The following is a 25,829-nucleotide window of genomic DNA, read 5'->3' as shown; positions in this document are numbered from 1 at the left end:
GATGTTCCACAACACCTGCGGGGAGGGGTTGGGATGAGCCCGGTCGATCCAGGGGGCACGGCGGCTGCGATGGGCGCGGTTATCGGCGCCCAGATGGGCGCCGCCGCCGGTGTCGCGGCCGCGGCACTGTTCCAGCAGATCAGCGTCAACATCGACGGCCTGGCCAAGGCCGCCAAGGTGATGCGCGAGGAGCTGCAGGAGGGCTACCGCACCCAGCTACCTCCGGTCTACGAGGCGGCGTCGACCGGTTCGACGATCGGTCTCGGCATCCCCGGCCCTGACTGGGAGAGTCTCCGGCAGAACTACCACGTCTGCATCGAGAAGACCTGCCAGGCGTTGGACAATCTGGACCTCGGAACGCTCCGGCTGGCACAGGCGGCGGAGCGCATCGCCAAGAGTTACCGCGACGCGGACGAGTTGTCACAGGCGAAGGTCAGCGACGTGAACAACGTCCTCGTCTCGCCCGAGCAGCAGCAACCGACGTCGCCCCAGCCAAGCCCGTCGCCCCAACCGAGCACGGGGAGGTACGTCTGATGCCGCCCGGTCCCTTCAACGTCGTACAACTCTGGCAGATGGTCACCGGTGCTCGCCAGGAGCTCCAACCCAGTCGCACGCAGGTCGACGCGTGGCAGCGGGCGTCCAGCATGCTTGACCAGCACTCGGCGGCGCTTCTCGACTGTCGGCGCCAGCTCGCCGAGATCTGGCCGCCCGAAACCAACGCCGCCGCCGCCGCGTACATGGCCGAGCTGGACCGCCTCATCGACGCCGCACAGCAGACGTCGTCAGCATCGGCGAACAACGCGAGGCACATCAACTACGTCGCGGACGGCATCGAGCAGACCGAAACTACGCTCAAGCCGATCTACGAGGAGTACGTCAACAACCAGCAGAAGCTCGCCGACTATCAGCGCCAGGTGGAGCAGGCGGGCAACATCGGCGGAACAATCGGCCAGGCGTACGGCGGGGTCGGTGGCCGGCTGCTGGGCGACTGGGCGGGCGAGAACATCTACGGCGCGGTGACCACACCGCCGGTCGAGGACGGCCGGCAGGAAGAACTCAACCGCCAGGCCCGCGCGGTGATGGCTCGACTCGACACAACCGCGCGCGACAGCGGCAACCGCGTGCAACCACCACCGGAATATGTTCCACCAGAGATCCGCGAAGCCGGGGGTGGCGACGAGTTCGGCGAGGAGTCCGAGGAGCGGCCCGTTCGTCCGCCGGTGATCCCACCTCCTCGGCACCGCCTTGACCGGGACGTGGTGGAATCCCGGCCCGGATTCATCGACGGGCACCTTCCCGAGTCGGGGCCGGTCAGAACGCTACCGGACTCCGAGCTGCCGGGTTATGACATGGATGGTCCCGGGCTGTCGAGCGTGGTTCCTCCGACGCCCACCGTGCCACCGCCGACACCGATTCCTCCCCCGCCTCCGGGCAGCCCGTTGCCCCCACCGGTCGGACCCGGTCCCGGGCTGGGTACTCCGGGTCTCATCCCGGGCGTCTCGCCGCTCAGCGGCGGCGGCAAGATCCCTTCCGTCTCGGGGCCCGGTGCCGGGCGGGTCGGGCCGCTGGGCGCTGCCAATATCGGCGGAGGCGGAGGCGGCGTACCCCCGGGCGGCGTGATCGGTGGGCGGCCGGGCGGAGGCGTCGGCGGCGTGCCGATCGGTGGCGGCGGTATGCCGATGGGCGGCGGGGCCGCCCCCAGGGGCAATCCGGCCGGCGGTGCACCTCGGGCCAATCCGGTCGGCGGCGTGATCGGGCCCTCCGGAGGGTCGGCCGGCGGTCGCGGGGCTGGCGGCGGAGCGGCCGGGGGCCGTGGTGCCGGCATGGCCGGTGGTCCGGGTGGTCGACGGGGTCAGCAGGGCTCCGATGACCGCGACTCCCAACACTGGGACCCGGACAACCCGTGGGCCGTTGAGGAGGGTGTCGCGCCCTCGATCGAGCCGAACCGCAGCGTCAGCCGGCACGACCCTGGAACCGGGGTCCTCGGGCAGGACCGGTGACGTTGAAAGGCTCGCGCTGGTGCGCGGCAGTAGTGAGTGGGGTGCTCGCGGCGATGCTGGGGGCGCCCCTGCCGGCAATGGCGGACGAGGCACGGGATCGCCAGTGGCATCTACGTGCGTTGAAAATCAACGAGGTACACCAGATCAGTCGTGGTGCCGGGGTAACGGTGGCGGTGGTGGACACCGGTGTGAACGCCGAACACCGTGACCTGACCGGTAACGTACTGCCTGGCCTGGACCTGACCGGGGAAGATACCCAGGGTCTGCGGGACACCCAGGGTCACGGCACCGCCATGGCCGGCCTCATCGCCGCACACGGGCACGGGCCAGGCAATACGGATGGCGCCCTCGGCATCGCCCCCCAAGCCAAGATTCTGCCCATCCGAAACGCGCAGGCCAAGGTCAGCAGGGGAGGCAACCTGCATACCGCGATCAACGAGGCGGTGGCACGCGGGGCAAAAGTGGTTTCTCTCTCTGTGAGCGGCGGAACCACCACCGCCCTGAAGGAAGCGGTCGAGCGCGCACTGGCCGCCGATGTTGTCCTCGTGGCGGCGTCGGGCAACACCACAGACGCCGATCGCATCATCTACCCCGCCCGATACCCCGGAGTCCTGGCGGTCGGCGCCCTCGGTCGGGATGGCCGACTGGACCCGATCACGGTGACCGGCGCCGAGATGGGGATCACCGCGCCAGGGGCGGACATCGCCTCCACCAGCCGGTCTGGGATCTATCTGACCAGCACCGGTACGAGCAATGCCACGGCGATCGTGGCGGGGGCGGCGGCGCTGGTCCGGTCGAAGTTCCCGGACCTGTCTGCGACCGAGGTGGTGCACCGGCTCACCGCGACCGCCGACGACAAGGGCGCCCCCGGCCGTGACCCGGAGTACGGCTACGGCTCGCTCAACCTGGTCAAGGCGCTCACCGCCGACGTCCAGCCCGCCCCGGCCGAGCCCACGCCGAGCGCCGCACCGCCCACCTCCCAGGTACCCTCCGAGCCCGCCGCCGCGCCCCTGCCCGACGGCGGCACCGGCGTCACGCTCAGCCCGCTCGCGTACGTCCTCGGCGGGCTCTGTCTGCTGGTGGTCCTGGTCGGCGTCGGCCTGGTCGTCTGGCTCGTCGCCCGGTCCCGTCGGCGACGCGGCCCACCACCCGTACCGGCCGGCTATCCGCCGCCCGGTGGTGGCGGCCCGGTGGGCTATCCGGCGCCCAGCTATCCACCAACATCCGGCTATCCCCCGCCCGGGTACGGTCCACCCGGCCAGGCCGGTCCGCCCACCCACCCCGGCCCGCCCTACCAGGGCAGGTAGGAACTGGGCAGGCGTCGCCTGACCCCTTCGGTGCCGTCGGAACCGGGACGACGTACCGTCGCAGGCGTGGCGGAAGACGGAGCCGGCAGTTGGGCGGAACAGCGACGTCGCGCGGTGGCCGCCCACGCCGCCGCCGACGAACGCCGCCGGGCTGCGGAGACCGACGAGGCCCGGCAGCATGTCGCGGCGTTCGTCCGGGAGGCGCAGGAGCGTGGCCTGCGCCCGACCCGGCTGACCGCCGTCGCCTACAACGGGCAGACCCGCTACCGCACCCCGATCCTCGGCTGGTACCTCGACTCCGCTCGGGTCCACGCGATCGACGTCGCCGGAAACTTCTACCTGCTCACCGTGCCGGCCAGCCTGCGGGCGCGGCTGACCGGGGTGTCACCACCACCGCAACCGCCAAAGCTGGTCATCGGTGAGGGTGGGCCGGACGGGCATTCGATCCCGCTGACCACCCTGCTCCGGCAGCGGTTGGACGCCGGGGACAGCTGGTCCTGATCCGCCTGGCTCTGCACCCCCGGGGCCACCGGCCCGTCAGGCTCCCTTGAGCACCTCGGTGACCAGCGCCTGCGCCTCCTCCTGCAGCCTGCCCAGGTGGTCCGGTCCCCGGAACGACTCGGCGTAGATCTTGTAGACGTCCTCGGTGCCGGACGGGCGGGCGGCGAACCAGCCGGACTCGGTGCTGACCTTCAGGCCGCCGATCGACGCCCCGTTACCCGGTGCGGTGGTCAGGGTCGCGGTGATCGGCTCCCCGGCCAGTTCGGTCGCGGTGACCTGCTCCGGGGACAGCCGCCCGAGCACCGCCTTCTCCTCGCGGCTCGCCGGGGCGTCGATCCGGGCGTACGCCGGCTCGCCGAACCGGGCCACCAGGTCGGCGTAGTGCTCACTCGGCGACCGGTCGGTGACCGCGATGATCTCGGCGGCCAGCAGGCTGAGCAGTATGCCGTCCTTGTCGGTGGTCCAGGGCCGGCCGTCGCGGGCCAGGAAGGAGGCGCCGGCGCTCTCCTCGCCGCCGAAGCCGACCGAACCGTCGAGCAACCCCGGTACGAACCACTTGAAGCCGACCGGTACCTCGAGCAGGGTACGTGCCAGGTCGACCGCGACCCGGTCGATCATCGAGGACGACACCAGCGTCTTGCCGATCGCCGCCTCGGCGCCCCACTGCGGCCGGTTGCGGAACAGGTACGAGATCGCGACCGCCAGGTAGTGGTTGGGGTTCATCAGCCCGCCGTCCGGAGTCACGATGCCGTGCCGGTCGGCGTCCGCGTCGTTGCCGGTGGCGACCTGGTAGTCGGCCCGCCGCTCGATGAGCGACGCCATCGCGTGCGGGGACGAGCAGTCCATCCGGATCTTGCCGTCCCAGTCCAGGGTCATGAACCGCCAGGTCGGGTCGACCAGCGGATTCACCACGCTCAGGTTGAGCCCGTGCCGGTCCGCGATCTCGCCCCAGTAGGCCACGCTGGCCCCGCCGAGCGGGTCCGCGCCGATCCGCACCCCGGCTCCCCGGATCGCCTCGATGTCGAGTGCGGCCGGGAGGTCGTCGACGTAGCTGGCGAGGAAGTCGTACGGCCTGGTGGTCTCGGCGGCCCGGGCCCGGGCGTAGGGGATGCGGCGGACGCCACGGAGTCCGTCGGCCAACAGGGCGTTCGCCCGGTCCTGGATCCACCTGGTCACATCGGTGTCGGCCGGGCCGCCGTGCGTCGGGTTGTACTTGAAGCCGCCGTCGGTGGGCGGATTGTGCGACGGGGTGATGACAACCCCGTCGGCGAGGCCGGTGCTCCGGCCGCTGTTGTGGCTCAGGATGGCGTGTGACAGGGCAGGGGTCGGGGTGTAGCCGTCCCGGCTGTCGACCAGCACGGTCACCTCGTTGGCGGCCAGCACCTCGAGCGCGCTCACCGCGGCCGGCTCGGAGAGCGCGTGGGTGTCCCGGCCCAGGAACAGCGGGCCGTCGATCCGGTTCTCCCGCCGGTAGTCACAGGTCGCCTGGGTGATGGCGAGGATGTGGTCCTCGTTGAAGGCGCCCCGCAGGCTCGATCCCCGGTGGCCCGAGGTACCGAACGCGACCTGCTGCCCGGGATCCGCCGGGTCCGGGTGCTCGGCGTAGTAGGCGGTGACGAGCCGCGCTACGTCGACCAGGTCCTCGGGTTGGGCGGGCTGGCCGGCACGGGCGTGGACCGACATCAGAACTCTCCTCATTTCCGCTGTGGGTGGACGTGTCGCCCACCGGCCGACCGAGCCCGCGCATCGTCGCACCCGCCGGACCGGGCGGCGCGCAGGCGGTCGTACCCGCGTGTCGCCCGGAGCGCCGGTGCGGCCGGTGACGACCGGTCAGGGCTCGATGCGCTGGCCCTTGCCGATCACCACGATGCCACGGTCGGAGACCGTGAAACGCTCACGGTCCCGTTCCAGGTCCACGCCGATCTCCGCGCCCTCCGGCACCACCACGTTCTTGTCGAGGATGGCGTTACGGACCACGGCGTGCCGTCCGATCTCCACCCCCTCCATCAGTACCGAGCCTTGCACGTTGGCCCACGAGTGCACCCGGACATTCGGCGAGACGACGGAGTTCTCCACCAGGGACCCGGAGATCACCACGCCGGGGGAGATCATCGAGTCGACGGCCCGTCCGACCCGCTCCCCCAGCCCGTGTACGAACTTCGCCGGCGGCCACGGCGGATGGTCGGTGTAGATCGGCCAGTCGTAGTTGTAGAGGTTGAAGACCGGGTGGATGGCGATCAGGTCCATGTGCGCCTCGTAGAACGAGTCGAGGGTCCCGACGTCGCGCCAGTAGCCGCGGTCCCGGTCGGTGCTGCCCGGCACCTCGTTGTCGCGGAAGTCGTACACGTTGGCCTCGCCCCGCTCGACAAGCATCGGGATGATGTTGCCGCCCATGTCGTGCTTGCTCGTCTTGTCGGCCGCGTCGCGCTCGACCGCCTCGCAGAGCACCTTGGTGGTGAAGACGTAGTTGCCCATCGAGGCGTAGATCTGGTCCGGGTCGTCCGGCAGGCCCCGCGCGTCGGTGGGCTTCTCCCGGAAGGCACGGATCCGTCGGCCGTCCTCACCCACCTCGATCACGCCGAACTGGTCGGCGGTGGAGAGGGGTTGGCGGATGCCGGCGACGGTGACGCCCGCACCGGAGTTGACGTGGTCGGCCATCATCTGCCGCGGATCCATCCGGTAGATGTGGTCGGCACCGAAAACGATCACGTAGTCCGGCTGCTCGTCGTTGATCAGGTTGAAGCTCTGGTAGATGGCGTCCGCCGAGCCCGCGAACCACCACGGGCCACGTCGTTGCTGCGCCGGCACCGGCGTGACGTAGTTGCCGAGCAGGTTCGACATCCGCCAGGTCTTGGTGACGTGCCGGTCGAGCGAGTGCGACTTGTACTGCGTCAGTACGACGATCTTGAGGAAGCCACCGTTGGCCAGGTTGGACAGGACAAAGTCGATCATGCGGTACATGCCGCCGAACGGAACGGCCGGCTTGGCCCGGTCCGCGGTGAGCGGGAGGAGACGCTTGCCCTCTCCCCCGGCCAGGACAATCGCGAGGACCTTGGCTGACATGCCACGACGGTAACGGAGCCGGCAGGACTCCGCACAGGGCTCGTCCCGTTCGTCCTGCCAAGATCGGTATCGTCCTCTTCCCGCCGCGCCGGCGACGACCAGCGCGGGCCTGGGTGGCGTCGGTTCACCGGTCCAGGGAGCGGGCGGCGGCGTCCGCGACGGCGTCGGCCAGCACCGTCAACTGCCGGGACTCGAGCCGCCACTGCTGCCAGTACAGCGGCACGTCCAGCACGGCGTCCGGATCGACAGGTACGACCGTTCCGGCGGCCTCGTAGCGGGCGCTCTGCTGACGCGGCAGCATGCCCCAGCCGAGGCCCAGGCGGACCGCCTCGGCGAAGTCACCGGAGAACGGCAGGTAACTGCGGGGCGGGTCCAGACTCCGACGGGTCCGCCGACGCAGATACCGGTGCTGGAGATCATCCTTGCGGTCGAAGACGAGCACCGGCGCCCGGGACAGGTTCTCGGCCGTCGGCCCGTCCGGGAACCAGGTCCGGACGAACTCGGGGCTGGCCATCGGCCGGTACCGCATCCGCCCGAGCGGGCGTACCGCACAACCCTGGACCGGCCGGGAGTCGGAGGTGACCGCCGCCATCACCGTGCCACGGCGGAGCAGTTCCACCGAGTGGTCCTGGTCCTCCCGGTGGACGTCGACGCAGATCCGCTGCCGGGCCGCCACCGCCAGCGCCGGCAGCACCCAGGTGTTCAGCGAGTCGCCGTTGACCACCACCGGAATCCTGGTGAATCCCTCCCGATCGGCGGCGGACGGGGCACCCAACTGGTCCAGAACGTCGGTCTCCAGCAAGGCGACCTGCCGGGCCAGTCGCAGGACCAGCTCGCCGGAGGCGGTGGCACGCGCCGGCTTTCCCCGTTCGACGAGCACCCGACCGACCGTGGTCTCCAGCGCCTTCATCCGTTGGCTGACCGCCGAGGCGGTGACGTGCAACTGCCGGGCGGCAGCCTCGAACGAACCGTGGTCGACCACCGCCACGAAGGTACGGAGTTGCTCGAACTGGAGGTCCACGTTAAGCGATCCTAATGTTGGTTAAGAATCATTAGCTGGAGCCGGGACCTTCGCCTCTCTAGGGTCGGCCCGTGACCGCTACCGCCCCACTGGCGCTGCCCGCCACCGCCCTCCCCGCCGACACGCTGCCCGTCCTGCTCGCCGGCTTCGGCGTCGGGCTCTCCCTGATCGTGGCGATCGGCGCCCAGAACGCCTTCGTGCTCCGCCAGGGCATCCGGGCCCAGCACGTGCTGCCGGTCGTCGCCATCTGCGCCGCCTCGGACGCGGCACTGATCCTGGCCGGGATCACCGGCGTCGGCGCGGTCGTCGACCGGGCACCGGTGGCGCTCACCGTCGTACGGTGGGCCGGTGCCGCCTTCCTGATCGGCTACGGCCTGCTCGCGGCCCGCCGCGCGTTCGGCGCACAGACCCTGAGCGCCGGCGCCGAGGGCGGCGGCGGCTCGTTGCGTACGGCGGTGCTCACCGTACTGGCGATGACCTGGCTCAACCCCCACGTCTACCTCGACACCGTGCTCCTGCTCGGCTCGCTCGCCAACACCCACCCGGCCGGTGGCCGCTGGTGGTTCGGCGCCGGAGCGGCCCTGGCCAGCGTGCTCTGGTTCACCGCCCTCGGGTACGGCGCGCGGCTGCTCGGCCGGGTCTTCGCCCGCCCGCTGGCCTGGCGTCTGCTCGACACCCTGATCGCGATCACGATGATCACCATCGGCGTCAGCCTGATCACCGGTTAACCTCCGCCGAGCCGATCGGAATGGCCGGCCCGGTCGACAACGACAACGCCAACGGGCCGAGCCCGCCGACGTCGGCGCGCCGAGCCAAGGTGCGCGAATCTGACGATCGCCACCCGGGGGCGGGAGCGGCATTTCTGGGTCGGCGAGGCGACACCAAGGGTGCCCGTTCGGATGAAGGAGGCCGCAGAAACAACCACTATAGTCGTATCGATCAATACTGGGGCACTCCCGACCTCGGACCGGCACGGTGTTCATACCACAGGTAAAGGTCGATACTGTGAGCTTGGGCCGAACATCCCGCCAGCGGCAGTCCGACGGAGCGGTCACCGCCGATCTCCGCAGGTCGGACGATCTCGAGGCGAGACTGCGCCGTTTCCGCACTCGCGAGCTGGCTAATCGGCGCCACCCCTCGATCGCGCGGATATCCGTGGACACCGCCTCCCGCGTCGTGCCGCTGCTCGGCGGCTACGCCGGGACGATCTCGTTTGCGTTTCCCCACAATCTGCCCGCGATAATGGTCTTCGCGATAGCCACCGTCTCGCTGCTCGGTTCCTGGTTCCACGACTCGGTGCACCGGAGCGTCCGACTACCGGCCGGCGTCGACTTCCTACTAGCCCGACTCGGGGCGAGCCCGGTCGGCTTCAGCCCGAGATGGTGGGCCTACAAACATGTCCGGCTCCACCACCGGTACCCCGGAAACCCGGAGTTCGATCCGGACATCCAGTTCGGCCGCCTGGGCCGGGTCTCGTCCGCGCAGGGATGGCAACCCCTGCACCTGACCCAGCACGTGCACATGTGGCTCCTGCTCCCGTTCTCGACGCTGAACATGCTGAAGCCGGCCGAGCCCCGTCTCGTCCGCCGCTACAACCACCTTCCCGGAATCACGATCACAGTCCCCGGTTGGGTCTTCCTCCTCGACAAGTACGTCGGGGCCCTGGTCGTCTGGCTTCCGGTCTTCCTGACGCAGTCACTGCGCGGCGCCACGGCGACCTTCCTGGTCTTCCACCTGTGCGCCGGCACCCTCGTCTCCTTCGTGACCCAGGTCCAGCACAACACCGCGCTGTCCGACGACAGCGACGACTACTCGGCCCGATGGCCACTGTGCGATCAGGTGCTCCGGACCACCGACGTGGGTCGGCGACAGGGCGTCTGGTGGTGGCTCTGTGGTGGCGTGAACTTCCACATCGCCCACCATCTCGCACCGAGCCTCACGTTCCTGGAACTCCCGGCGGTGACGGCACGGCTGCGGGCCGACCTCCGCGAGATCGGCCTCGACCTACCGGTGCACCGCGACATGATCACGGCTGTCCGTTCGCACGCGTCGCTGGTCCGCAGCCTCGCCCGCCGTCCCTGCGACAACTCTCCGCACTCACCCGGTCACCCGGCCAGATAGCCGAAGGATGCACGGTGCAAACCATTCCGAGACAGACGGAACGCAGCGAGCCGGCGCCCATTCCGGACCTGAAACCGTTCGTCGTCGACCCGCTGATCCTAAACAGGCTGGACGGCGCCGCGGTCGGTACCCTGACGGTCGCCGTCGTCATCGCGGCACTCACCGCGCTGGCGGCAATCTGGTCGGCGGCCGCGTCCGGCCTGTTCCTACGGTCAAAAGACGCGGACACCCTGTGGAACGATGTCTGGCTTTTCGCCCTCCGTAACGAGTCCGACAGTGCGGACCTGGCGGTTCCGTACCTGCGCGACTATCCGTCGATCATCCTGACCTTCACCATCGCCGCCTCGGTACCCCTGGTATACGCCCTGTACCGGGGCGCCGCGAGTTTGCACTCCGAGATGGAGGCGTCCGGCTGCGTCAAGTACGACGAGGCAGGTCGGCGAAAGCTCACCGAAGCGGTGGAAGCGGTGAATATCCGGTTGCGCCGGTGGGGAAAGTTCTCACCGCTCGCCTTCATGGTCGCCCTCGCCTTTACCACCCTGACGAACCTGTCACTCCAGTCCGGACTCTTCGGTTTCCTCGCGCCCGACCTGTACGACAACTGGTGGGCGAGCCTCCAACCGCTGCGTCCCGGCGGCATCGTGTGGGCGCTCTTCGGCGCGGTCGGGATCTACATGGTCTACGCGGAGGCGGTGGTCGGGCTCACCTATGTCTCGTTCTTGAAAAGACTCCAGAACGACTACCAGTTCCGGGCCAACATGCTGAACCCGGACGGCTTCTTCGGCTGGCTACGGCTCCGCCAACTGATCACGAACATGCAGGCGGGAGCGCTGTGCACCCTGTTGAGCGCCTGGGCACTGTCGTTCTTCCTGGAACCCGCGACCGGGACCATCGCGACCGTCCTGCTCCTTTCCGTGTTCATCGGCGTCGTCGGCTATGTCTTCTTTGCCGTCAACATAAACTTCCGTCGTCAGGTTCGGCGCGACAAGGAGGCCCAGACCCGGAAGGTGGCGGAGGAGATCACCGCGAACGCCGATCGGAAGGACACCGAGGGCCTCCTGCTGCTCCTGGTTTCCTACCAGCGCCTGGAATACATTGCCAAGATCCCTTCCACACCGATCCGACAAAGATGGCTGATCGCCGGCGCCCTCTCGATTCTCGGCCCCATCTCCGCGATCTCCGTCCAGGTGGTCAAATACTTTTCACCATGACGACCACGGGTCGATCATCCGTTTAGGAGCCCAAATGATCTCCGTTGTGATCCAGGGCGGCGCGATGCGCTCGATCTACTGCCTGGGCGCGGTCCGCGCGGTCGTCGAGGGCGGCTTCGCCGCCCAGGTGCGGACCATCCACACCGCCAGCGCCGGCTGCGTGTCCGGAGCGGTACTCGCCACCCACGTGGGCGGAGCCGGCGACCGGACGGTCACCGAGGCGGTGCACCTCTTCCTCGACAGCCTCGGCGGCGACCGGTTCATCAACCTCTGGCGCCTCCGGAAGGTCGTCGATGTGGATCTCCTCGCCGAGACCATCGACACGATCACCTCGTTGTCCGCCAGGACACTCGCCGACCGGGAGCTCACCTTCGAGGTCGGCCTGACCGACGCCCATGACGGCTCGGCGCGATACGTCGACCTCGCGCAGAGCAGTTCGGACCAGGAGCTCTACCGTGCCCTGCGGGCGACGATGGCGATCCCGCTGCTCTATCCCAGGAAGGTGATGATCGACGGTAGGCGCTACATCGACGGCGGCATCAGCGATCCGCTGCCGGTACTCCGGGCGATGCGGCGGAACCCGACGGCGGTCATCGCGATCTCCAGCGTGGCCAAGCCCTACCTCGGCCGGGAGCTGGAAACCCCTCGCGAGTCGCTCGTGGTCAGGCTCCTGCCCAACCTGTCGTCATCGGTCAAACATCTCCTGCTTGCCCGGAATCCGCTCGGTGCCGCGACCGAAGAGCTGACCGAGTGGGGATCGGCCGCCGGCATCAAGGTCATCCGAATCGCACCTGCTGACCAGGCTCTGCTCGGGCACCGGCTGGAGACCGACCGGGACAGGCTGCTCAGGCTGGAAGAGATGGGTTATCAGGACGGCCAGCGCGCCCTCGCTGCATCGGCGGAAGCCGCGGAATCGCCACAGCCGTCCACCTGACCAGGCGGCGGACTGCCGGCGCCGCTAGCCGGGCGGATCGACGACGGCTGCACTAGGGTGCCGGCTGTGAGCGATTTCCTCCCCGGCGACCGACGACTCCGGGTGGACCTGTTGACCCGGGAGTACCCCCCGGACGTGTACGGCGGGGCGGGGGTACACGTCGAGTACCTGGCCCGGGAACTGCGCTCCCGGGCCGACACCCGGGTGCACTGCTTCGGCGCGCCGCGTCAGCCGCCGTACGACGAGCCGGGCGTGACCGCGTACCCGGATCCGCCGGAACTGGCCGGGGCGAACGCCGCGTTGCGGACCATGGGCGTGGACCTGGCCATGGCCGACGGCTGTGCCGGCACCGACGTGGTGCACAGCCACACCTGGTACGCGAACCTCGCCGGCCACGTGGCGAAACTGCTGCACGGCGTGCCGCACGTCGTGACGGTGCACAGCCTGGAGCCGCTGCGGCCGTGGAAGGCCGAACAGCTCGGTGGCGGCTACGCCCTCTCGTCCTGGTGCGAACGGACCGCGCTGGAGGCCGCCGACGCGGTGATCGCGGTCTCCGCCGGGATGATGCGGGACCTGCTCGCCGCCTACCCGTCGGTCTCCCCCGAGCGGGTCCGGGTAGTCCACAACGGCATCGACACCCACCAGTACGCCCCGGATCCCGGCACCGAGGTGCTGGACCGGCTCGGCATCGACCCGGACCGGCCGAGCGTGACGTACGTCGGGCGGATCACCCGGCAGAAGGGGCTGCCGTACCTGCTCCGGGCGGCGCGCCACCTGCCGGCGGAGGCCCAGCTGGTGCTGCTGGCCGGGGCGCCGGACACGGTCGAGATCGCCGCCGAGGTCGAATCGCTGGTCACCGAGCTGCGGGCCAGCCGTGAGGGAGTCGTCTGGGTCGCCGAGATGCTGCCGAAGCCCGAGGTGATCCAGATCCTCACCCACAGCACGGTCTTCGTCTGCCCGTCGATCTACGAGCCGATGGGCATCGTCAACCTGGAGGCGATGGCCTGCGAGACCGCCGTGGTGGCGACCGCGACCGGCGGCATCCCCGAGGTCGTCGCGGACGGCTCGACCGGGCTGCTGGTGCCGATCACCCAGGCCAACGACGGCACCGGCACACCGCTGGACCCGGAACGGTTCGTCGCCGACCTCGCCACGGCAATCAACGGGCTGCTCGCCGACCCGGCCCGGACAGTCGAGCTGGGCCGGGCCGGGCGGCGACGGGCGGTCGAACACTTCTCCTGGGACTCGATCGCCCAGCGGACGCTGGCGGTCTACCGCTCCGCCATCGGCGCCCGCTGACGACCTCGGTCCGGCCGCAGAACAGGCAGCCCCATTAGAGGCGTTGGCCGGGCCGGCGTTCGGAGTCGGGCCGCGCTGCGTCGTTCCACATCACCACGGTCGCGCCGACCGGCGCGAAGCCGATGGGCGTGAGGCCGTACCGTTGCCGTCTTGTGCACAGATCTCGGCGGCCCGCACTCCGTGACAACGGTGCTCGCCGCCGCTGCCGGAAGGGCTGTCCCATGAAGTATCTGATGCTGGTCTATGGCAACGAGGAAATCTGGAACACGCTCGCACCGGCCGACCTCGCCGTGCTCATCAGTGAGGTGGACGTGTTCAACGATGCGTTGGCCGAGTCCGGGGAGTTGGTCAGCGCGGAAGGCTTGGTACCGCAGGCCAGATCGGTCCGGATGGCACATGGCGGTCCGGTCGTCACGGACGGGCCGTACCTGGAGGCGAAGGAGTACGTGGGCTCCTTCTTCGTGGTGGATGTCGACGTCGACCAGCGGGCGCTGGACATCGCCCAGTCCTATCCAGGGCTGCGCTACGGTGGCAGCGTCGAGGTGTGGCCGTTCATGCCGGGCGGCTGGGTTCGGCGTTGAGGGTCGACGCGTCGGTCGAGGGACTGCTGCGGACACTCGCCGCCCCGGTGCTCGGTGCGCTCGTACGCCGCTACGGCGACTTCTACCGGTGTGAGGACGCGGTACAGGAGGCGTTGATCTCCGCCGTCGGCACGTGGCCACGCACGGGCGTCCCAGCGCAGCCGCTGGGGTGGCTGAAGACGGTCGCCGCGCGTCGCTACCTGGATCAACTGCGCACTGACACTGCCCGGGAACGTCGGGAGCGTGCCGTTCTGCACGCCACCCCGCGCGATGCGCTGGTCGCCCCGCCGCCGGACCTGGAGCCGGTGCGCGACGACCTGCTTGAGCTGTTGTTCCTGTGCTGCCATCCGGCCCTGGCCCCGTCGGCACAGGTGGCACTGACCCTACGGGCGGTCGGCGGACTGAGCACGGCCGAGATCGCCGCGGCCTTCCTCGTGCCGGAGAAGACGATGGGCCAGCGGATTTCACGGGCGAAACAGCGGCTGCGGGACGCCGATGCCCGATTCGAGCTGCCGCCGCAGCCCGAGCGGGGGCCCCGGCTCCAGGCCGTGTTGCACGTGTTGTACCTGCTGTTCAACGAGGGCTACAGCGCCAGTTCCGGGCCGGTGCTGCAGCGGACCGATCTGACCCGGCAGGCCTTGTGGCTGGCGCGTCGGCTACATGACCGGCTGCCGAATTCCGGCGAAACCGTAGGACTGCTGGCGCTGATGGTGTTGACCGAGGCGCGCAGCGCGACGCGCACCGGACCCGGCGGCAGCCTCGTGCCGCTCAGTGAGCAAGACCGGTCGCGGTGGGACCAAGCCGCGATCACGGAAGGCATCGCCCTGGTCACCCGCAGTCTCGCCATGCGGCCTCTCGGCCCGTACCAGATACAGGCGGCCATCGCGGCCGTACACACCGAGGCACCATCGACCGAGGCCACGGACTGGCCCCAGATTCTCGGGCTGTACCAGGTCCTCGATCGACTGGCGCCCAGTCCCGTCGCCACGCTCAACCGGGCGGTCGCCTTGGCGAAGGTGCGGGGCCCGGAGGCTGGGCTGGCGCTGCTCGGCGAGTTGGAGTCCGGGCCACTGGCCGGTAATCACCGACTGCTGGCGGTCCGGGCACACCTGCTTGAGCACGCCGGGGAACGGGTCGACGCGGCCGCGGCGTACCGGGAGGCCGCACGCCTGGCTGGAAGCCGGGCCGAGCAGCGGTTTCTCGTGCAGCAGGCGGTCCGCTGCACCGAGTGAGCCGGTTCGTCGCGGCACGCGTGTAGAAATCAACCTTGCCGCTCCGATCTCTAGGTGAGCAGCCCGAACCAAGGGCGCGAGAGAGCGGAGCGAGGACGATGACCAAGGTAACAGCGCAGATGTCGCTTTCACTTGACGGGTACTACGCCGGCCCTCAGGACAGCGGCGACGGCGCCTGGATGGAATCAGCAGAGGCCGCCGGGTTCTTCCGGGTCACCCGTTGGGCGACCGAGGCGATGGCCTGGCGGGAGCGGTTGGGCTTCGCCGGCGGCGAGCAGGACACGAACTCGGAGATCCTGGCCGAGACGTTCGAGGCGGCCGGCGCATACGTCATGGGCAGGCGGATGGCCGACGGCGGTGAGGCGCCGTGGGGCGAGGAACCCCCGTTCCGCGCGCCGGTCTTCGTCGTGACGCACCGTCCCCGCGAGACCCTGGTACGCAAGGGTGGAACGAGCTTCACGTACGTCACCGACGGTGTCGCCAGCGCGGTCGAGCAGGCACGTGCGGTGGCGAATGGCAAGAACGTCGCCGTCGCCGGCGGTGGCAGCCTGCTGCGACAGGTACTCGAAGCCGGCCTGCTGGACGAGCTGGAGATCCACATCGCCCCGGTGGTACTCGGCGCGGGGATGCGCCTGCTCGACGGCGGCCTCGACCTCGGCGACTTCGAGGCGATCGAGCTCGCACCCACCAGGGTCGTGCACTCGCCGCAGGTCACGCACATCCGGTACACCGTCAACGGGCGCGGCCCCCTCGTGCTCGACGACCGCGGGAGCGGCGGCGGTCCGACCGAAACCGCATCCTCTCCCGCCGCCTGAACCAGCGCCGCGATCGCACCCGGGCGCCGAACCCGGTGCCCGGGTGCCCCAAACAGCGCCCGTCGGCGCGGCGCAGTCCCAGCGTCATTCGGAACCACAGGCTGAAGCTCTCGGTCGAGCCGCGAGGCACAGCGGTCAGGCAGTCGAGGCTGGTCGCGAACGCCACGTCGCCGTCCGTGGTGATCTCCAACCGGGTGACCTCACGGCGTGGCGGCGCCTCGAAGGTGGCCATCCAGGCCTCCAGCGAGGCCGGGTTCCGACCGTCGCCGGGCTGGCGCAGCGCACTTCCACCGCGCGGCCGTCGATCTTTGCCAGTAGGTTGGGGAGGGTGACCGGACGGATTCCGATCGAGGACGTGACGCCGAGCGTGGCCTGTGGTCGCTATCCGGCGAAGGCGGTGGTTGGTGAGCTGGTCCCGGTGGGCGCCACGGCGTACCGGGAGGGGCACGCGGCGATGGGCTGCCAGGTGGCCTGGTGGGGGCCGGACGGCGAGCCGCGGCCGGTGGTGCGGATGCGGCCCGGCACGGACGACCGGTGGTACGCGACGATCAGCCCGGACGTGGTCGGTGAGTGGACGTTCCGGGTGCAGGCGTTCGAGGACCCGTACCTGACCTGGCGGGACGCGGTGGTGAAGAAGGTCGGCGCCGGGCAGGGGCCGGCCGAGCTGGCCAACGACCTGGCCGAGGGCGCCGACCTGCTGGTGGTCGCGGCGACCGCGATGCCGGCCGACGCCCAACAGCGGGTACGCACCGCCGTGACGGCGCTGCGGGACGAGGAGCTGGCGCTGGCCGACCGGGTTTCCCCCGCCCTGGAGCTGGCCGAGCTGCTCTGGGCGTACCCGGTTCGAGCCCTGCTCACCGACGGGCCGGACCGGACGATCTGGACCGACCGGCAGCGGGCCCTCTTCTCCGCCTGGTACGAGTTCTTCCCCCGCTCTGAGGGGGCGGTGCTGGCCGCCGACGGGGAGCCGGCGAAACACGGCACCTTCGCCACCGCCACCGCCCGGCTGCCCGGGGTCGCCGCGATGGGATTCGACGTGCTGTACCTGCCGCCGATCCACCCGATCGGCCGGGTCAACCGCAAGGGCCGGAACAACATCCTGACCGCCGGACCGGACGACGTCGGGTCGCCGTGGGCGATCGGCGCAGCCGAGGGCGGGCACGACGCGATCCACCCCGAGCTGGGTACGCCGGAGGACTTCCGGCGGTTTGTCGTCGCCGCCCGCGAGCACGGGCTGGAGGTGGCGATGGACCTGGCACTGCAGGCGGCGCCGGACCACCCCTGGGTCACCGAGCACCCGGAGTGGTTCACCGCCCGGGCCGACGGCTCGATCGCGTACGCGGAGAACCCGCCGAAGAAGTACCAGGACATCTACCCGCTCAACTTCGACAACGATCCGGAGGGGATCCGGGCCGAGATCCTCCGGGTGGTGCTGCACTGGGTCGACCAGGGGGTACGGATTTTCCGGGTGGACAACCCGCACACCAAGCCGTTCGACTTCTGGCACTGGCTGATCTGGCAGGTCAAGCGACAGGAGCCGGACGTGCTGTTCCTGGCCGAGGCGTTCACCCGGCCGGCGGTGATGCACGGGTTGGGAAAGATCGGCTTCACCCAGTCGTACACGTACTTCACCTGGCGGACCAGCCCGACGGAACTGCGGGAGTACTGCACCGAACTGGTTGACGCCGCCGACCACATGCGGCCGAACTTCTGGCCGAACACCCCGGACATCCTGCCCGAGCACCTGCAGCACGGCGGCCCGCCGATGTTCAAGATCCGGGCGGTGCTGGCCGCCCTGCTCTCCCCGAGCTGGGGCATGTACGCCGGCTTCGAACTCTTCGAGCACGTGGCCCGGCCCGGCGCCGAGGAGTACGTCGACAACGAGAAGTTCGAGCTGAAGCCCCGGGACTGGGCGGCCGCCGAGGCCGAGGGCCGGTCACTGGCCCCGTTCATCACCCGGCTGAACCAGATCCGGCGGGCCAACCCGGCCCTGTACTGGCTGCGTAACCTGCGGTTCCACGAGATCGACAACCCGGCACTGCTCTGCTGGTCGAAGCGGGACGAGCGGACCGGCAACACCGTCCTGGTGGTCTGCTCCGTCGACCCGGGTCAGGTGCAGTGGGGAAACACGGTGCTGGACATGCCGGCGCTCGGCTTCGACTGGCACGAGCGGTTCGCCGTGCACGACGAACTGACCGGTGCGCACTACGACTGGGGGCAGCACAACGCGGTACGACTCGACCCGTACCTGCAGCCCGCCCACGTCTTCACGGTGCACCGGTACGGCGCCCCGCTGCCGTCCCGGGCCGGGGTCTGGGATGCTGACCCGGCCGCCGGATCGGAAGGTGTGGGATGGACGAGCTGATCGCCGGTACGACGCACGACCCGCACGCCGTGCTCGGCGCACATCCGGACGGCGGCCGGACGGTGATCCGTACCCTGCGCCGGGGGGCGGGCGAGGTGCGGCTGGTCGTGGGCGCCGACGCGTACCCGATGCGTCGGGTGCACCCGGCGGGGGTCTTCGAGGCGACGGTGCCCGGGACGGTGCTCGACTACCGGCTGGTGGTGGACGGTGGTGAGCCGCGCGACGACCCATACCGGTATCCGCCGACCCTGGGTGAACTCGACCTGCACCTGATCGCCGAGGGCCGGCACGAGCGGCTCTGGGAGGCACTCGGCGCCCGGCCGGCGGAGACCGGCCAACCGGACGACAGTGCCGGGGTGGCGTTCGCGGTCTGGGCGCCGAACGCCCGGGGGGTGCGGCTGGTCGGCGACTTCACCGGCTGGGACGCGCACGAGGGCTGGCCGATGCGTTCGCTGGGCCGCAGCGGGGTCTGGGAGATCTTCGTGCCGGAGGCGGCACCGGGACACCGGTACAAGTACCGGATCCTCGGCGCCGACGGGGTCTGGCGGGACAAGGCGGATCCGCTGGCCCGACGTACCGAGGTGCCGCCGGCGACCGCCTCGGTGGTGCCCGGGTCGTCCCGGTACGTGTGGTCCGACGGCGACTGGCTGACCCACCGGGCCGGTCGGGCGCCACACCAGGAGCCGATGAGCGTCTACGAGGTGCACCTCGGTTCGTGGCGTCCCGGGCTGTCCTATCGGGAGCTGGCCGAGCAGCTCACCGCGTACGTCGTCGACCTGGGCTTCACCCACGTGGAGTTCCTGCCGGTGATGGAGCATCCGTTCGGCGGCTCCTGGGGCTACCAGGTGACCGGCTACTACGCGCCGACGGCCCGGTTCGGCGACCCGGACGACTTCCGCCATCTGGTGGACCGGCTGCACTCCGCCGGGATCGGGGTGCTGCTGGACTGGGTGCCGGCGCACTTCCCCCGCGACGAGTGGGCGTTGGCCCGGTTCGACGGCACGCCGCTCTACGAACATCCCGACCCGCGTCGCGGCGAGCACCCGGACTGGGGCACGTACGTCTTCGACTACGGTCGGCCCGAGGTGCGCAACTTCCTGGTGGCGAACGCGCTCTACTGGTGTGACGAGTTCCATGTGGACGGTCTGCGGGTGGACGCGGTCGCCTCGATGCTCTACCTCGACTATTCCCGCTCCGACGGGCAGTGGGCGCCGAACCAGCACGGCGGCCGGGAGAACCTGGAGGCGATCGCGCTGCTCCAGGAGGTGAACGCGACCGTCTACCGGCACCATCCGGGGGTGGTGATGGTTGCCGAGGAGTCGACCGCCTGGCCGGGGGTGACCCGGCCCACCGACTCCGGCGGGCTCGGCTTCGGCTTCAAGTGGAACATGGGCTGGATGCACGACACGCTGACCTATGTCGGCAAGGATCCGGTCTACCGCCAGCACCACCACAACGAGCTGACCTTCTCCCTGGTGTACGCCTGGAGCGAGAACTACGTGCTGCCGATCAGCCACGACGAGGTGGTGCACGGCAAGGGGTCGCTGCTCGGCAGGATGCCCGGCGACCAGTGGCGGAAACTGGCCGGGGTACGGGCGCTGCTGGCGTACATGTGGGCGCACCCGGGCAAGCAACTGCTCTTCATGGGCGCCGAACTCGGCGACGACCGGGAGTGGAGCGAGAGCCGCGGACTGGATTGGCGGCTGCTCGACGACCCGGGCCGGGCCGGGCTCCACCGTCTGCTCCGCGACCTCAACCGCGGCTACCGGGACACCCCGGCGCTCTGGTCCCAGGACACCGTCCCGGCCGGGTTCCGCTGGATCGTCTCGGACGACTCCTCGAACAACACCGTGGCCTTCGTCCGGATCGCCACCGACGGCTCGCCGTTGGTCTGCGTGGCGAACTTCGCTGCGCTGCCGCACGAGGGCTACCGGATCGGGTTGCCGCTGGCCGGCCGCTGGGCCGAGGTGCTGAACACCGACGCGGACCACTACGGCGGGTCCGGGGTCGGCAACCTGGGGGCGGTGCTCGCCGAGGACCTGCCCTGGCACGGGCTGCCCGCCTCGGTGGCGTTGCGGGTGCCGCCGCTCGGCGTACTCTGGCTGCGTCCGGACTGATCCTGGGATCGGGCCTGCTGCTCAGCCGCCCACTGCGCCGTGCCGGCGGCGGTTGCCCCAGTCGATCAGGGGCTGGAGCGCCCGCATCAACTCCAAGCCCTCCTCGGCGAGGGAGTAGTGGATCTGCACCGGCATGCTCGGCACCACGGTGCGGACGATCAGCCCGTCCGCCTCGAGTTCCTTGAGCCGCTGGGCGAGCAGGCGGTCGGAGATTCCGTCCACCATCGCCCGGTATTCGGTGAATCGTCGGGCTCCGCGCAGGCCGGCCAGCAGGATCGCTCCGGACCAGCGGCGTCCGACCAGTTCCAGCGCGTCCTGGAAGCTCTGGCAGCCGCGGTCGTCGATGTGCGGGAACCGGGCGGTCGGGCCCTTCGGGGTACGTTCTCGGGTCGTAGTCACTAATCAATAGTAAGCAGCTAATCCTGGGTTTGCCAGCCTGGCCGTCGGGCGCGACGGTTGGGCCATGACCGACTACGGACAACAACTGCGCTTCGGCCTCAGCCTCGACCCGTCGGTCGAGCAGGCCCCCCGGACCGGACGGTTGGCCAGGGCCGCCGCCGACGGCGGCCTGGAGTACCTCGCGGTACAGGACCATCCCTACCAACCGGGCTACCTGGAAACCTGGACGCTGATCAGTCACCTGGCCGCCCGAACGGACCGGATCTCGTTCCTCAGCGACGTCGCCGACCTGCAACTGCGTCCACCGACGATGTTGGCCAAGGCCGCCGCGTCACTGAACGCGCTCACCGGCGGCCGGATCACCCTCGGCGTCGGCGGCGGCGCGTTCGCCGACGCGATCGCCGGGATGGGCGGGGTACGCCGCTCCGGTGGCGAGATGGTGGCGTACACCGAGGAGGCGCTGCAGATCCTCCGGCGGGCCCTCGCCGGCGGCCCGGTCGTCTTCCCCGGCCGGCAGCACCAGATCGAGGGGTACACCGCCGGACCGGTACCCACGGCACCGACCCCGATCTGGCTCGGCAGCCAACGCCGCCGAATGCTCGAGGTCACCGGACGGCACAGCGACGGCTGGATCTCCCCGCTCAACATCTACGTGCCACCGGACGAGGTGCCGCAGCGACAGCGGATCATCGACGACGCCGCCCGCTCCGCCGGCCGCGATCCGGGCGAGGTACGCCGGATCTACAACGTGATCGGCGCGATCGGCGAGTACCGGGGTGGCCAGGGACTGGTCGGCCCCGCCGGACTCTGGATCGACACCCTCACCCGCTGGTCGGTCGAGCTCGGCTTCGACACCTTCGTCTTCTGGCCGATGACCGCCCACGAGCAGCAGCTGGACGTTTTCGCCGGCACGGTCGTACCGGCGGTGCGGCAGGCGGTCGACGAGATCCGGGGGCGGCGATGACGGCGCTCGACCGGCTGCCGGACGCGCTCCGGGGCAAACTCGTGGTACCCGGGGACAGTCGGTATCCGACACTCCGCTCGACGTACACCAAAACCTTCAGCCCGGCGGCGGTGCTGCTGCCGGCCAGCACCGCCGAGGTGGTCGCCGCGCTCCGGTACGCCCGCGAGCAGGCCGGCCCGATCTCGGTACGCAGCGGCGGGCACGGCCTGCACGGCCACTCCTCCAACAACGGCGGGGTGGTGATCGACCTGTCGGCGCTGAACCGGGTCGAGGTGCTCGACCGGCGGACCCGGCTGGTCCGGGTCGGGCCGGGTGCCCGCTGGGCCCGGGTGGCGCAGGCGCTCGCCCCGCACGGGCTGGCGATCAGTTCCGGCGACCACGGCAACGTCGGGGTCGGCGGTATCGCCACCGGCGGCGGCGTCGGCTGGCTCGTCCGGCAGTACGGTCTCACCATCGACCACGTCCGCGCGGTCGAGGTGGTGCTCGCCGACGGCACCGTCGTCCGGGCCGACGCCGACCACGAACCGGACCTGTTCTGGGCCGTCCGGGGCGCCGGCGGCGGGGTCGGCATCGTCACCGCGTTCGAGATCGAGGCGATGGAACTCGATCGGATCGGCGTGGCCCAGGTTGTCGTCGAGGCCGGCCGGGACGGACTGGCGCTGCGGCAGTGGGCCGACTACCTGGCCGAGGCGCCCCGGGAACTCAGCACCGCCGTCTCGCTGCTGCCGTACGGGCGGGGGACGGCGCTGTCCATCGTGGCGGTGGTCGCCAGCGGGCATCCACGTCGGCTGCGGGAGGCGGTCCGGCCGTTGACCGAGATCGGCACCGGGCTGCTGGACCAGAGCAGCCAGGTGGTCCCGTACCCGGCCCTGGTCTCCACGGCACACCTGCACGCGAACGTCGGACAGCAGCCCGCCGAGACCACCAACGGACTACTCGCCGGGATGTCCCACGAGGACGCGGCGGCGCTGGTCGCGACCGCCTCCGGCCCGGACCGGGCGCTGGTGCAGCTCCGGTCGGTCGGCGGGGCGGTCAACGACGTACCGGCGGAGGCCACCGCGTACCCGCACCGACACCAGCGGACCCTGGTGGTCGCCTCGACGTTCCCGCCCCGGGCCGGGGCCGGACTCGACCGCGCCTGGCGCCGGCTGGCCGACCGGGTCGACGGCGCGTACGTCAACTTCGAGAGCCGGCCCAGCCGGGCGAGCTTCGACCGGAGCTATCCCGGGGCGACCGGCCGCCGGGTGACCGACCTCTGGCGGCGGTACGACCCGGACGCCGTCTTCCGCCCGCCCCACCTGCGGTGACCCGAGCGGCGACCGTCCCTGGTGGACGCCCGGGTCACCGGCGGCGGCCCGGGACACCTCGACCGGCCAACCCCGGCACGGCCTGACCGGGCGCACCGGTGGACATCGACCGATCGCCGGGTTTCGGCGGGCCTCCGGTCCGGTACCTTGCTCGCCATGACCGTGCTGCGAGATCTTGTTGCCGCGCTCGCCACCGGCCGGGTGGAGGTTGTCGACCTCACCGCCCCGCTCTCGGCGCAGACGCCGATCCTGACCCTGCCGGAGCCGTTCGGCCAGACCGTGCCGTTCGCCCTGCACGAGATCAGCCGGTACGACGACCGCGGCCCGGCCTGGTACTGGAACAACATCTCCACCGGTGAGCACACCGGCACCCACTTCGACGCGCCGGTGCACTGGGTCTCCGGGCGGCACGGCGACGACGTGTCGCAGGTACCGACCGGTCGGCTGATCGCCCCGGCGGTGGTGCTCGACCACACCGCCGAGGCGGCCGCCGACCCCGACTTCCTGCTGGAGATCGCGCACGTGAAGGCGTGGGAGGCGGAGCACGGTCGGCTGCCGGCCGGCGGCTGGCTGCTCTACCGGACCGGCTGGGACGTGTACGGCGACGACGCCGCCCGGTACGCCAACGCCGGCCGTACCCCGGGGATCTCGGTGGAGTGTGCGAGGTGGCTGGCCGAGGAGACGTCGGTCCTCGGGGTCGGGGTGGAGACGGTCGGCACCGACGCCGGCGCCGCGCACTCGTTCGACCCGCCGTTCCCGTGCCACTCGTTCCTGCTCGGTGCCGACAAGTACGGGCTCACCCAGCTGCGTAACCTCGACACCCTGCCGCCGACCGGCGCGGTGGTGATCGCCGGCCCGCTGCCGATCGTGGGCGGCTCCGGCAGCCCGTGCCGGGTGCTCGCCCTGGTCGAGCGGTAGTGGCGGACGCCAGCCGGGCGGGCATGCCGGTCGCCGAGGTGGTCGGCCGGGTGCTGGCCGCCCTCGGGGTGCGGCACGTCTTCGGGGTGGTCGGCAGCGGCAACTTCCACGTGACGAACGCGCTGGTGGCGGCCGGTGCGCGGTTCGTCGCGGCGGCACACGAGGGCGGCGCGGCGAGCATGGCGGACGGCTACGCCCGTACCTCGGGTCAGGTCGGGGTGCTCTCGGTGCACCAGGGACCGGGGTTGACCAACGCGCTGACCGGGATCACCGAGGCGGCGAAGAGCGGTACGCCGCTGCTGGTGCTGGCCCCGGAGGCGACTTCGCCCCGGTCCAACTTCCACCTCGACCTGCCGGGGCTGGCGGCCGCGCTCGGCGCCGACGTCCACCGGGTACGCCCCGAGCACGTCGTCGTGGACGTCAGCGCGGCGTACCGGACAGCGGCCGACGGGGCGACGGTGCTGCTGCGGTTGCCGCTGGACGTCCAGGCGGTCGAGGTGCCAGCCTCGCACGGGACGGTCGAGGTGCCGGCCCGGCACAGCAGGGTCGAGGTCCAGCCGAGGCCGGTCCCCGACGTCGAGGCCCTGGTCACCGCGTTGGCGAAGGCTCGACGGCCGGTTTTCGTCGCGGGACGGGGTGCCCGGGGCGCCCGGGACCAGTTGGTCCGGCTGGCCGACGAGTGCGACGCGCTGCTGGCGGTGTCGGCGGCGGCGAAGGGACTGTTCGCCGGTGATCCGTGGTATCTGGACGTCTCCGGCGGTTTCGCCACCCCGCTGGCCGCGGAACTGATCGCCGACGCGGATCTGGTTGTCGCCTGGGGCAGCAGCCTGAACATGTGGACCACCCGGCACGGCCGGCTGATCTCCCCGTCGGCGACCGTGGTCCAGGTCGACCGGTCACCCGTCCAGCCCGACCATCCCCGGGTCGACGCGTACGTCAGCGGCGACGTCGGCCGGATCGCCCGGTACGCGCTGCGCTGGCTGGAGAAGGAGCCGGGTCTGGAGCGGCCGGCCCGTACCCAGCGGACTCCGGAGCTGCGGCGACGGATCGCCGAACAGGGCCGCTGGCGGGACGTGCCCTATCCGGACAGCGGCGTCGACGGGCGGATCGACCCGAGGACGTTGACCATCGGCCTGGACGACCTGCTGCCGGCGGAGCGGACCGTGGCGGTCGACTCCGGGAACTTCATGGGCTATCCGTCGATGTTCCTGTCGGTGCCGGACGTCACCGGGTTCTGTTTCACCCAGGCGTTCCAGTCGATCGGGTTGGGGTTGGCCAGCGGGCTCGGCGCGGCGGTGGCCCGGCCGGACCGGCTCACCGTCGCGGCACTCGGCGACGGCGGTTTCCTGATGTCGGCGGCCGAGCTGGTCACCGCCGTCCGGCTGGCCCTGCCGCTGCTGGTCGTGGTCTACGACGACGCGGCGTACGGCGCCGAGGTGCACCACTTCGGACCGGACGGGCACCCGCTGGAGCTGGTCCGCTTCCCCGACACCGACCTTGCCGCGATCGCCCGGGGCTACGGTTGCGCCGCGCTGACCGTCCGGGACGTCGACGACCTCGCCCCGGTACGGGACTGGCTCGCCGGGCCTCGGAGTCAGCCGCTGGTATTGGACGCGAAGATCACCAGCGAGCGTGGTGCGTGGTGGCTGGAGGAGGCGTTCCGGGGCCACTGAC

Annotated in this window: 21 protein-coding genes and 1 pseudogene; 18 read left to right on the top strand and 4 right to left on the bottom strand. The window is 70.7% G+C overall.

Translation table 11 applies throughout. The annotated features are described in order from the left end of the window. The first annotated feature begins 33 nt into the window (after positions 1 to 33). From ABGB05_RS13705 to ABGB05_RS13690, 4 genes are all read left to right on the top strand, one after another. Positions 34 to 534, top strand: a complete 501-nt coding sequence (locus ABGB05_RS13705; protein WP_347653646.1) for a hypothetical protein — start codon at positions 34 to 36, stop codon at positions 532 to 534. Continuing rightward, positions 534 to 2,000, top strand: a complete 1,467-nt coding sequence (locus ABGB05_RS13700) for a hypothetical protein (RefSeq protein WP_347653645.1) — start codon at positions 534 to 536, stop codon at positions 1,998 to 2,000. Before ABGB05_RS13705 ends, ABGB05_RS13700 begins: the two co-directional genes overlap by 1 nt. Positions 2,001 to 2,053: 53 nt before the next feature. Then, positions 2,054 to 3,307 carry a type VII secretion-associated serine protease mycosin gene (gene mycP / locus ABGB05_RS13695; protein ID WP_347653750.1) on the top strand — a complete coding sequence of 418 codons (1,254 nt, stop codon included), beginning with the start codon at positions 2,054 to 2,056 and terminating at the stop codon, positions 3,305 to 3,307. 66 nt (positions 3,308 to 3,373) lie between these two features. Then, complete coding sequence (locus tag ABGB05_RS13690; protein ID WP_347653644.1) at positions 3,374 to 3,808, top strand: hypothetical protein; 435 nt, start codon at positions 3,374 to 3,376, stop codon at positions 3,806 to 3,808. 36 nt (positions 3,809 to 3,844) lie between these two features. Here ABGB05_RS13690 and pgm read toward each other — a convergent pair whose 3' ends face one another. From pgm to ABGB05_RS13675, 3 genes and pseudogenes are all read right to left on the bottom strand, one after another. After that, positions 3,845 to 5,491, bottom strand: a complete 1,647-nt coding sequence (pgm, locus tag ABGB05_RS13685; protein WP_347653643.1) for a phosphoglucomutase (alpha-D-glucose-1,6-bisphosphate-dependent) — start codon at positions 5,489 to 5,491, stop codon at positions 3,845 to 3,847. A gap of 147 nt (positions 5,492 to 5,638) precedes the next feature. Then, a pseudogene (glgC, locus tag ABGB05_RS13680) lies at positions 5,639 to 6,874 on the bottom strand (glucose-1-phosphate adenylyltransferase); the annotation flags it as partial. Between the two features lie 121 nt (positions 6,875 to 6,995). Then, complete coding sequence (locus ABGB05_RS13675; protein WP_347653642.1) at positions 6,996 to 7,892, bottom strand: LysR family transcriptional regulator ArgP; 897 nt, start codon at positions 7,890 to 7,892, stop codon at positions 6,996 to 6,998. A gap of 125 nt (positions 7,893 to 8,017) precedes the next feature. Here ABGB05_RS13675 and ABGB05_RS13670 point away from each other — a divergent pair, with 125 nt between their 5' ends. From ABGB05_RS13670 to glgB, 10 genes are all read left to right on the top strand, one after another. After that, positions 8,018 to 8,620: a LysE/ArgO family amino acid transporter gene (locus tag ABGB05_RS13670; protein ID WP_347653749.1), complete on the top strand. Its 603-nt coding sequence runs from the start codon at positions 8,018 to 8,020 to the stop codon at positions 8,618 to 8,620. Between the two features lie 427 nt (positions 8,621 to 9,047). Further along, positions 9,048 to 10,013, top strand: coding sequence for a fatty acid desaturase (locus ABGB05_RS13665; protein ID WP_347653641.1), 966 nt, complete (start codon positions 9,048 to 9,050; stop codon positions 10,011 to 10,013). A gap of 14 nt (positions 10,014 to 10,027) precedes the next feature. After that, positions 10,028 to 11,224: a hypothetical protein gene (locus ABGB05_RS13660; RefSeq protein WP_347653640.1), complete on the top strand. Its 1,197-nt coding sequence runs from the start codon at positions 10,028 to 10,030 to the stop codon at positions 11,222 to 11,224. Positions 11,225 to 11,258: 34 nt separating this feature from the next. Next, positions 11,259 to 12,158 carry a patatin-like phospholipase family protein gene (locus ABGB05_RS13655; RefSeq protein WP_347653639.1) on the top strand — a complete coding sequence of 300 codons (900 nt, stop codon included), beginning with the start codon at positions 11,259 to 11,261 and terminating at the stop codon, positions 12,156 to 12,158. A 66-nt stretch (positions 12,159 to 12,224) separates the two neighbouring features. Continuing rightward, complete coding sequence (gene glgA / locus ABGB05_RS13650) at positions 12,225 to 13,457, top strand: glycogen synthase (RefSeq protein ID WP_347653638.1); 1,233 nt, start codon at positions 12,225 to 12,227, stop codon at positions 13,455 to 13,457. A 221-nt stretch (positions 13,458 to 13,678) separates the two neighbouring features. Further along, positions 13,679 to 14,038 (top strand): YciI family protein, encoded by a 360-nt coding sequence (locus ABGB05_RS13645; protein ID WP_347653637.1) that lies wholly within the window; start codon positions 13,679 to 13,681, stop codon positions 14,036 to 14,038. Next, complete coding sequence (locus tag ABGB05_RS13640) at positions 14,002 to 15,270, top strand: DUF6596 domain-containing protein (protein ID WP_347653636.1); 1,269 nt, start codon at positions 14,002 to 14,004, stop codon at positions 15,268 to 15,270. The genes ABGB05_RS13645 and ABGB05_RS13640 overlap by 37 nt, the downstream gene beginning before the upstream one ends. Positions 15,271 to 15,368: 98 nt before the next feature. Beyond that, positions 15,369 to 16,085 carry a dihydrofolate reductase family protein gene (locus ABGB05_RS13635; protein ID WP_347653635.1) on the top strand — a complete coding sequence of 239 codons (717 nt, stop codon included), beginning with the start codon at positions 15,369 to 15,371 and terminating at the stop codon, positions 16,083 to 16,085. 328 nt (positions 16,086 to 16,413) lie between these two features. Continuing rightward, positions 16,414 to 18,450, top strand: a complete 2,037-nt coding sequence (locus ABGB05_RS13630) for an alpha-1,4-glucan--maltose-1-phosphate maltosyltransferase (RefSeq protein ID WP_347653634.1) — start codon at positions 16,414 to 16,416, stop codon at positions 18,448 to 18,450. After that, complete coding sequence (gene glgB, locus ABGB05_RS13625) at positions 18,438 to 20,567, top strand: 1,4-alpha-glucan branching protein GlgB (RefSeq protein WP_347653633.1); 2,130 nt, start codon at positions 18,438 to 18,440, stop codon at positions 20,565 to 20,567. The genes ABGB05_RS13630 and glgB overlap by 13 nt, the downstream gene beginning before the upstream one ends. A 21-nt stretch (positions 20,568 to 20,588) precedes the next feature. Here the strand turns inward: glgB and ABGB05_RS13620 are convergent, their stop codons facing one another. Beyond that, positions 20,589 to 20,966 carry a helix-turn-helix domain-containing protein gene (locus ABGB05_RS13620; RefSeq protein WP_347653632.1) on the bottom strand — a complete coding sequence of 126 codons (378 nt, stop codon included), beginning with the start codon at positions 20,964 to 20,966 and terminating at the stop codon, positions 20,589 to 20,591. Positions 20,967 to 21,030: 64 nt separating this feature from the next. On the opposite strand from ABGB05_RS13620, the gene ABGB05_RS13615 reads away from it, so the two are divergent. The 4 genes from ABGB05_RS13615 to ABGB05_RS13600 all read left to right on the top strand — a co-directional run bounded on the left by ABGB05_RS13615 (position 21,031) and on the right by ABGB05_RS13600 (position 25,828). Then, entirely contained in the window at positions 21,031 to 21,930 is a 900-nt protein-coding gene (locus ABGB05_RS13615) for an LLM class flavin-dependent oxidoreductase (RefSeq protein WP_347653631.1), read from the top strand. Continuing rightward, the gene (locus ABGB05_RS13610) at positions 21,927 to 23,237 is read left to right on the top strand and encodes an FAD-dependent oxidoreductase (protein WP_347653630.1); all 1,311 of its coding nucleotides are present in this window, start codon (positions 21,927 to 21,929) and stop codon (positions 23,235 to 23,237) included. Before ABGB05_RS13615 ends, ABGB05_RS13610 begins: the two co-directional genes overlap by 4 nt. 156 nt (positions 23,238 to 23,393) lie before the next feature. Beyond that, positions 23,394 to 24,155 (top strand): cyclase family protein, encoded by a 762-nt coding sequence (locus ABGB05_RS13605; protein WP_347653629.1) that lies wholly within the window; start codon positions 23,394 to 23,396, stop codon positions 24,153 to 24,155. Continuing rightward, positions 24,155 to 25,828, top strand: a complete 1,674-nt coding sequence (locus tag ABGB05_RS13600) for a thiamine pyrophosphate-binding protein (RefSeq protein ID WP_347653628.1) — start codon at positions 24,155 to 24,157, stop codon at positions 25,826 to 25,828. Before ABGB05_RS13605 ends, ABGB05_RS13600 begins: the two co-directional genes overlap by 1 nt. Position 25,829 lies beyond the last annotated feature (1 nt).

Source organism: Plantactinospora sp. B5E13, assembly GCF_039871775.1.
GTDB lineage: Bacteria > Actinomycetota > Actinomycetes > Mycobacteriales > Micromonosporaceae > Plantactinospora.
Note: the sequence above shows the minus strand (reverse complement) of the source record. Positions and strands in the feature narration are given on the sequence as shown.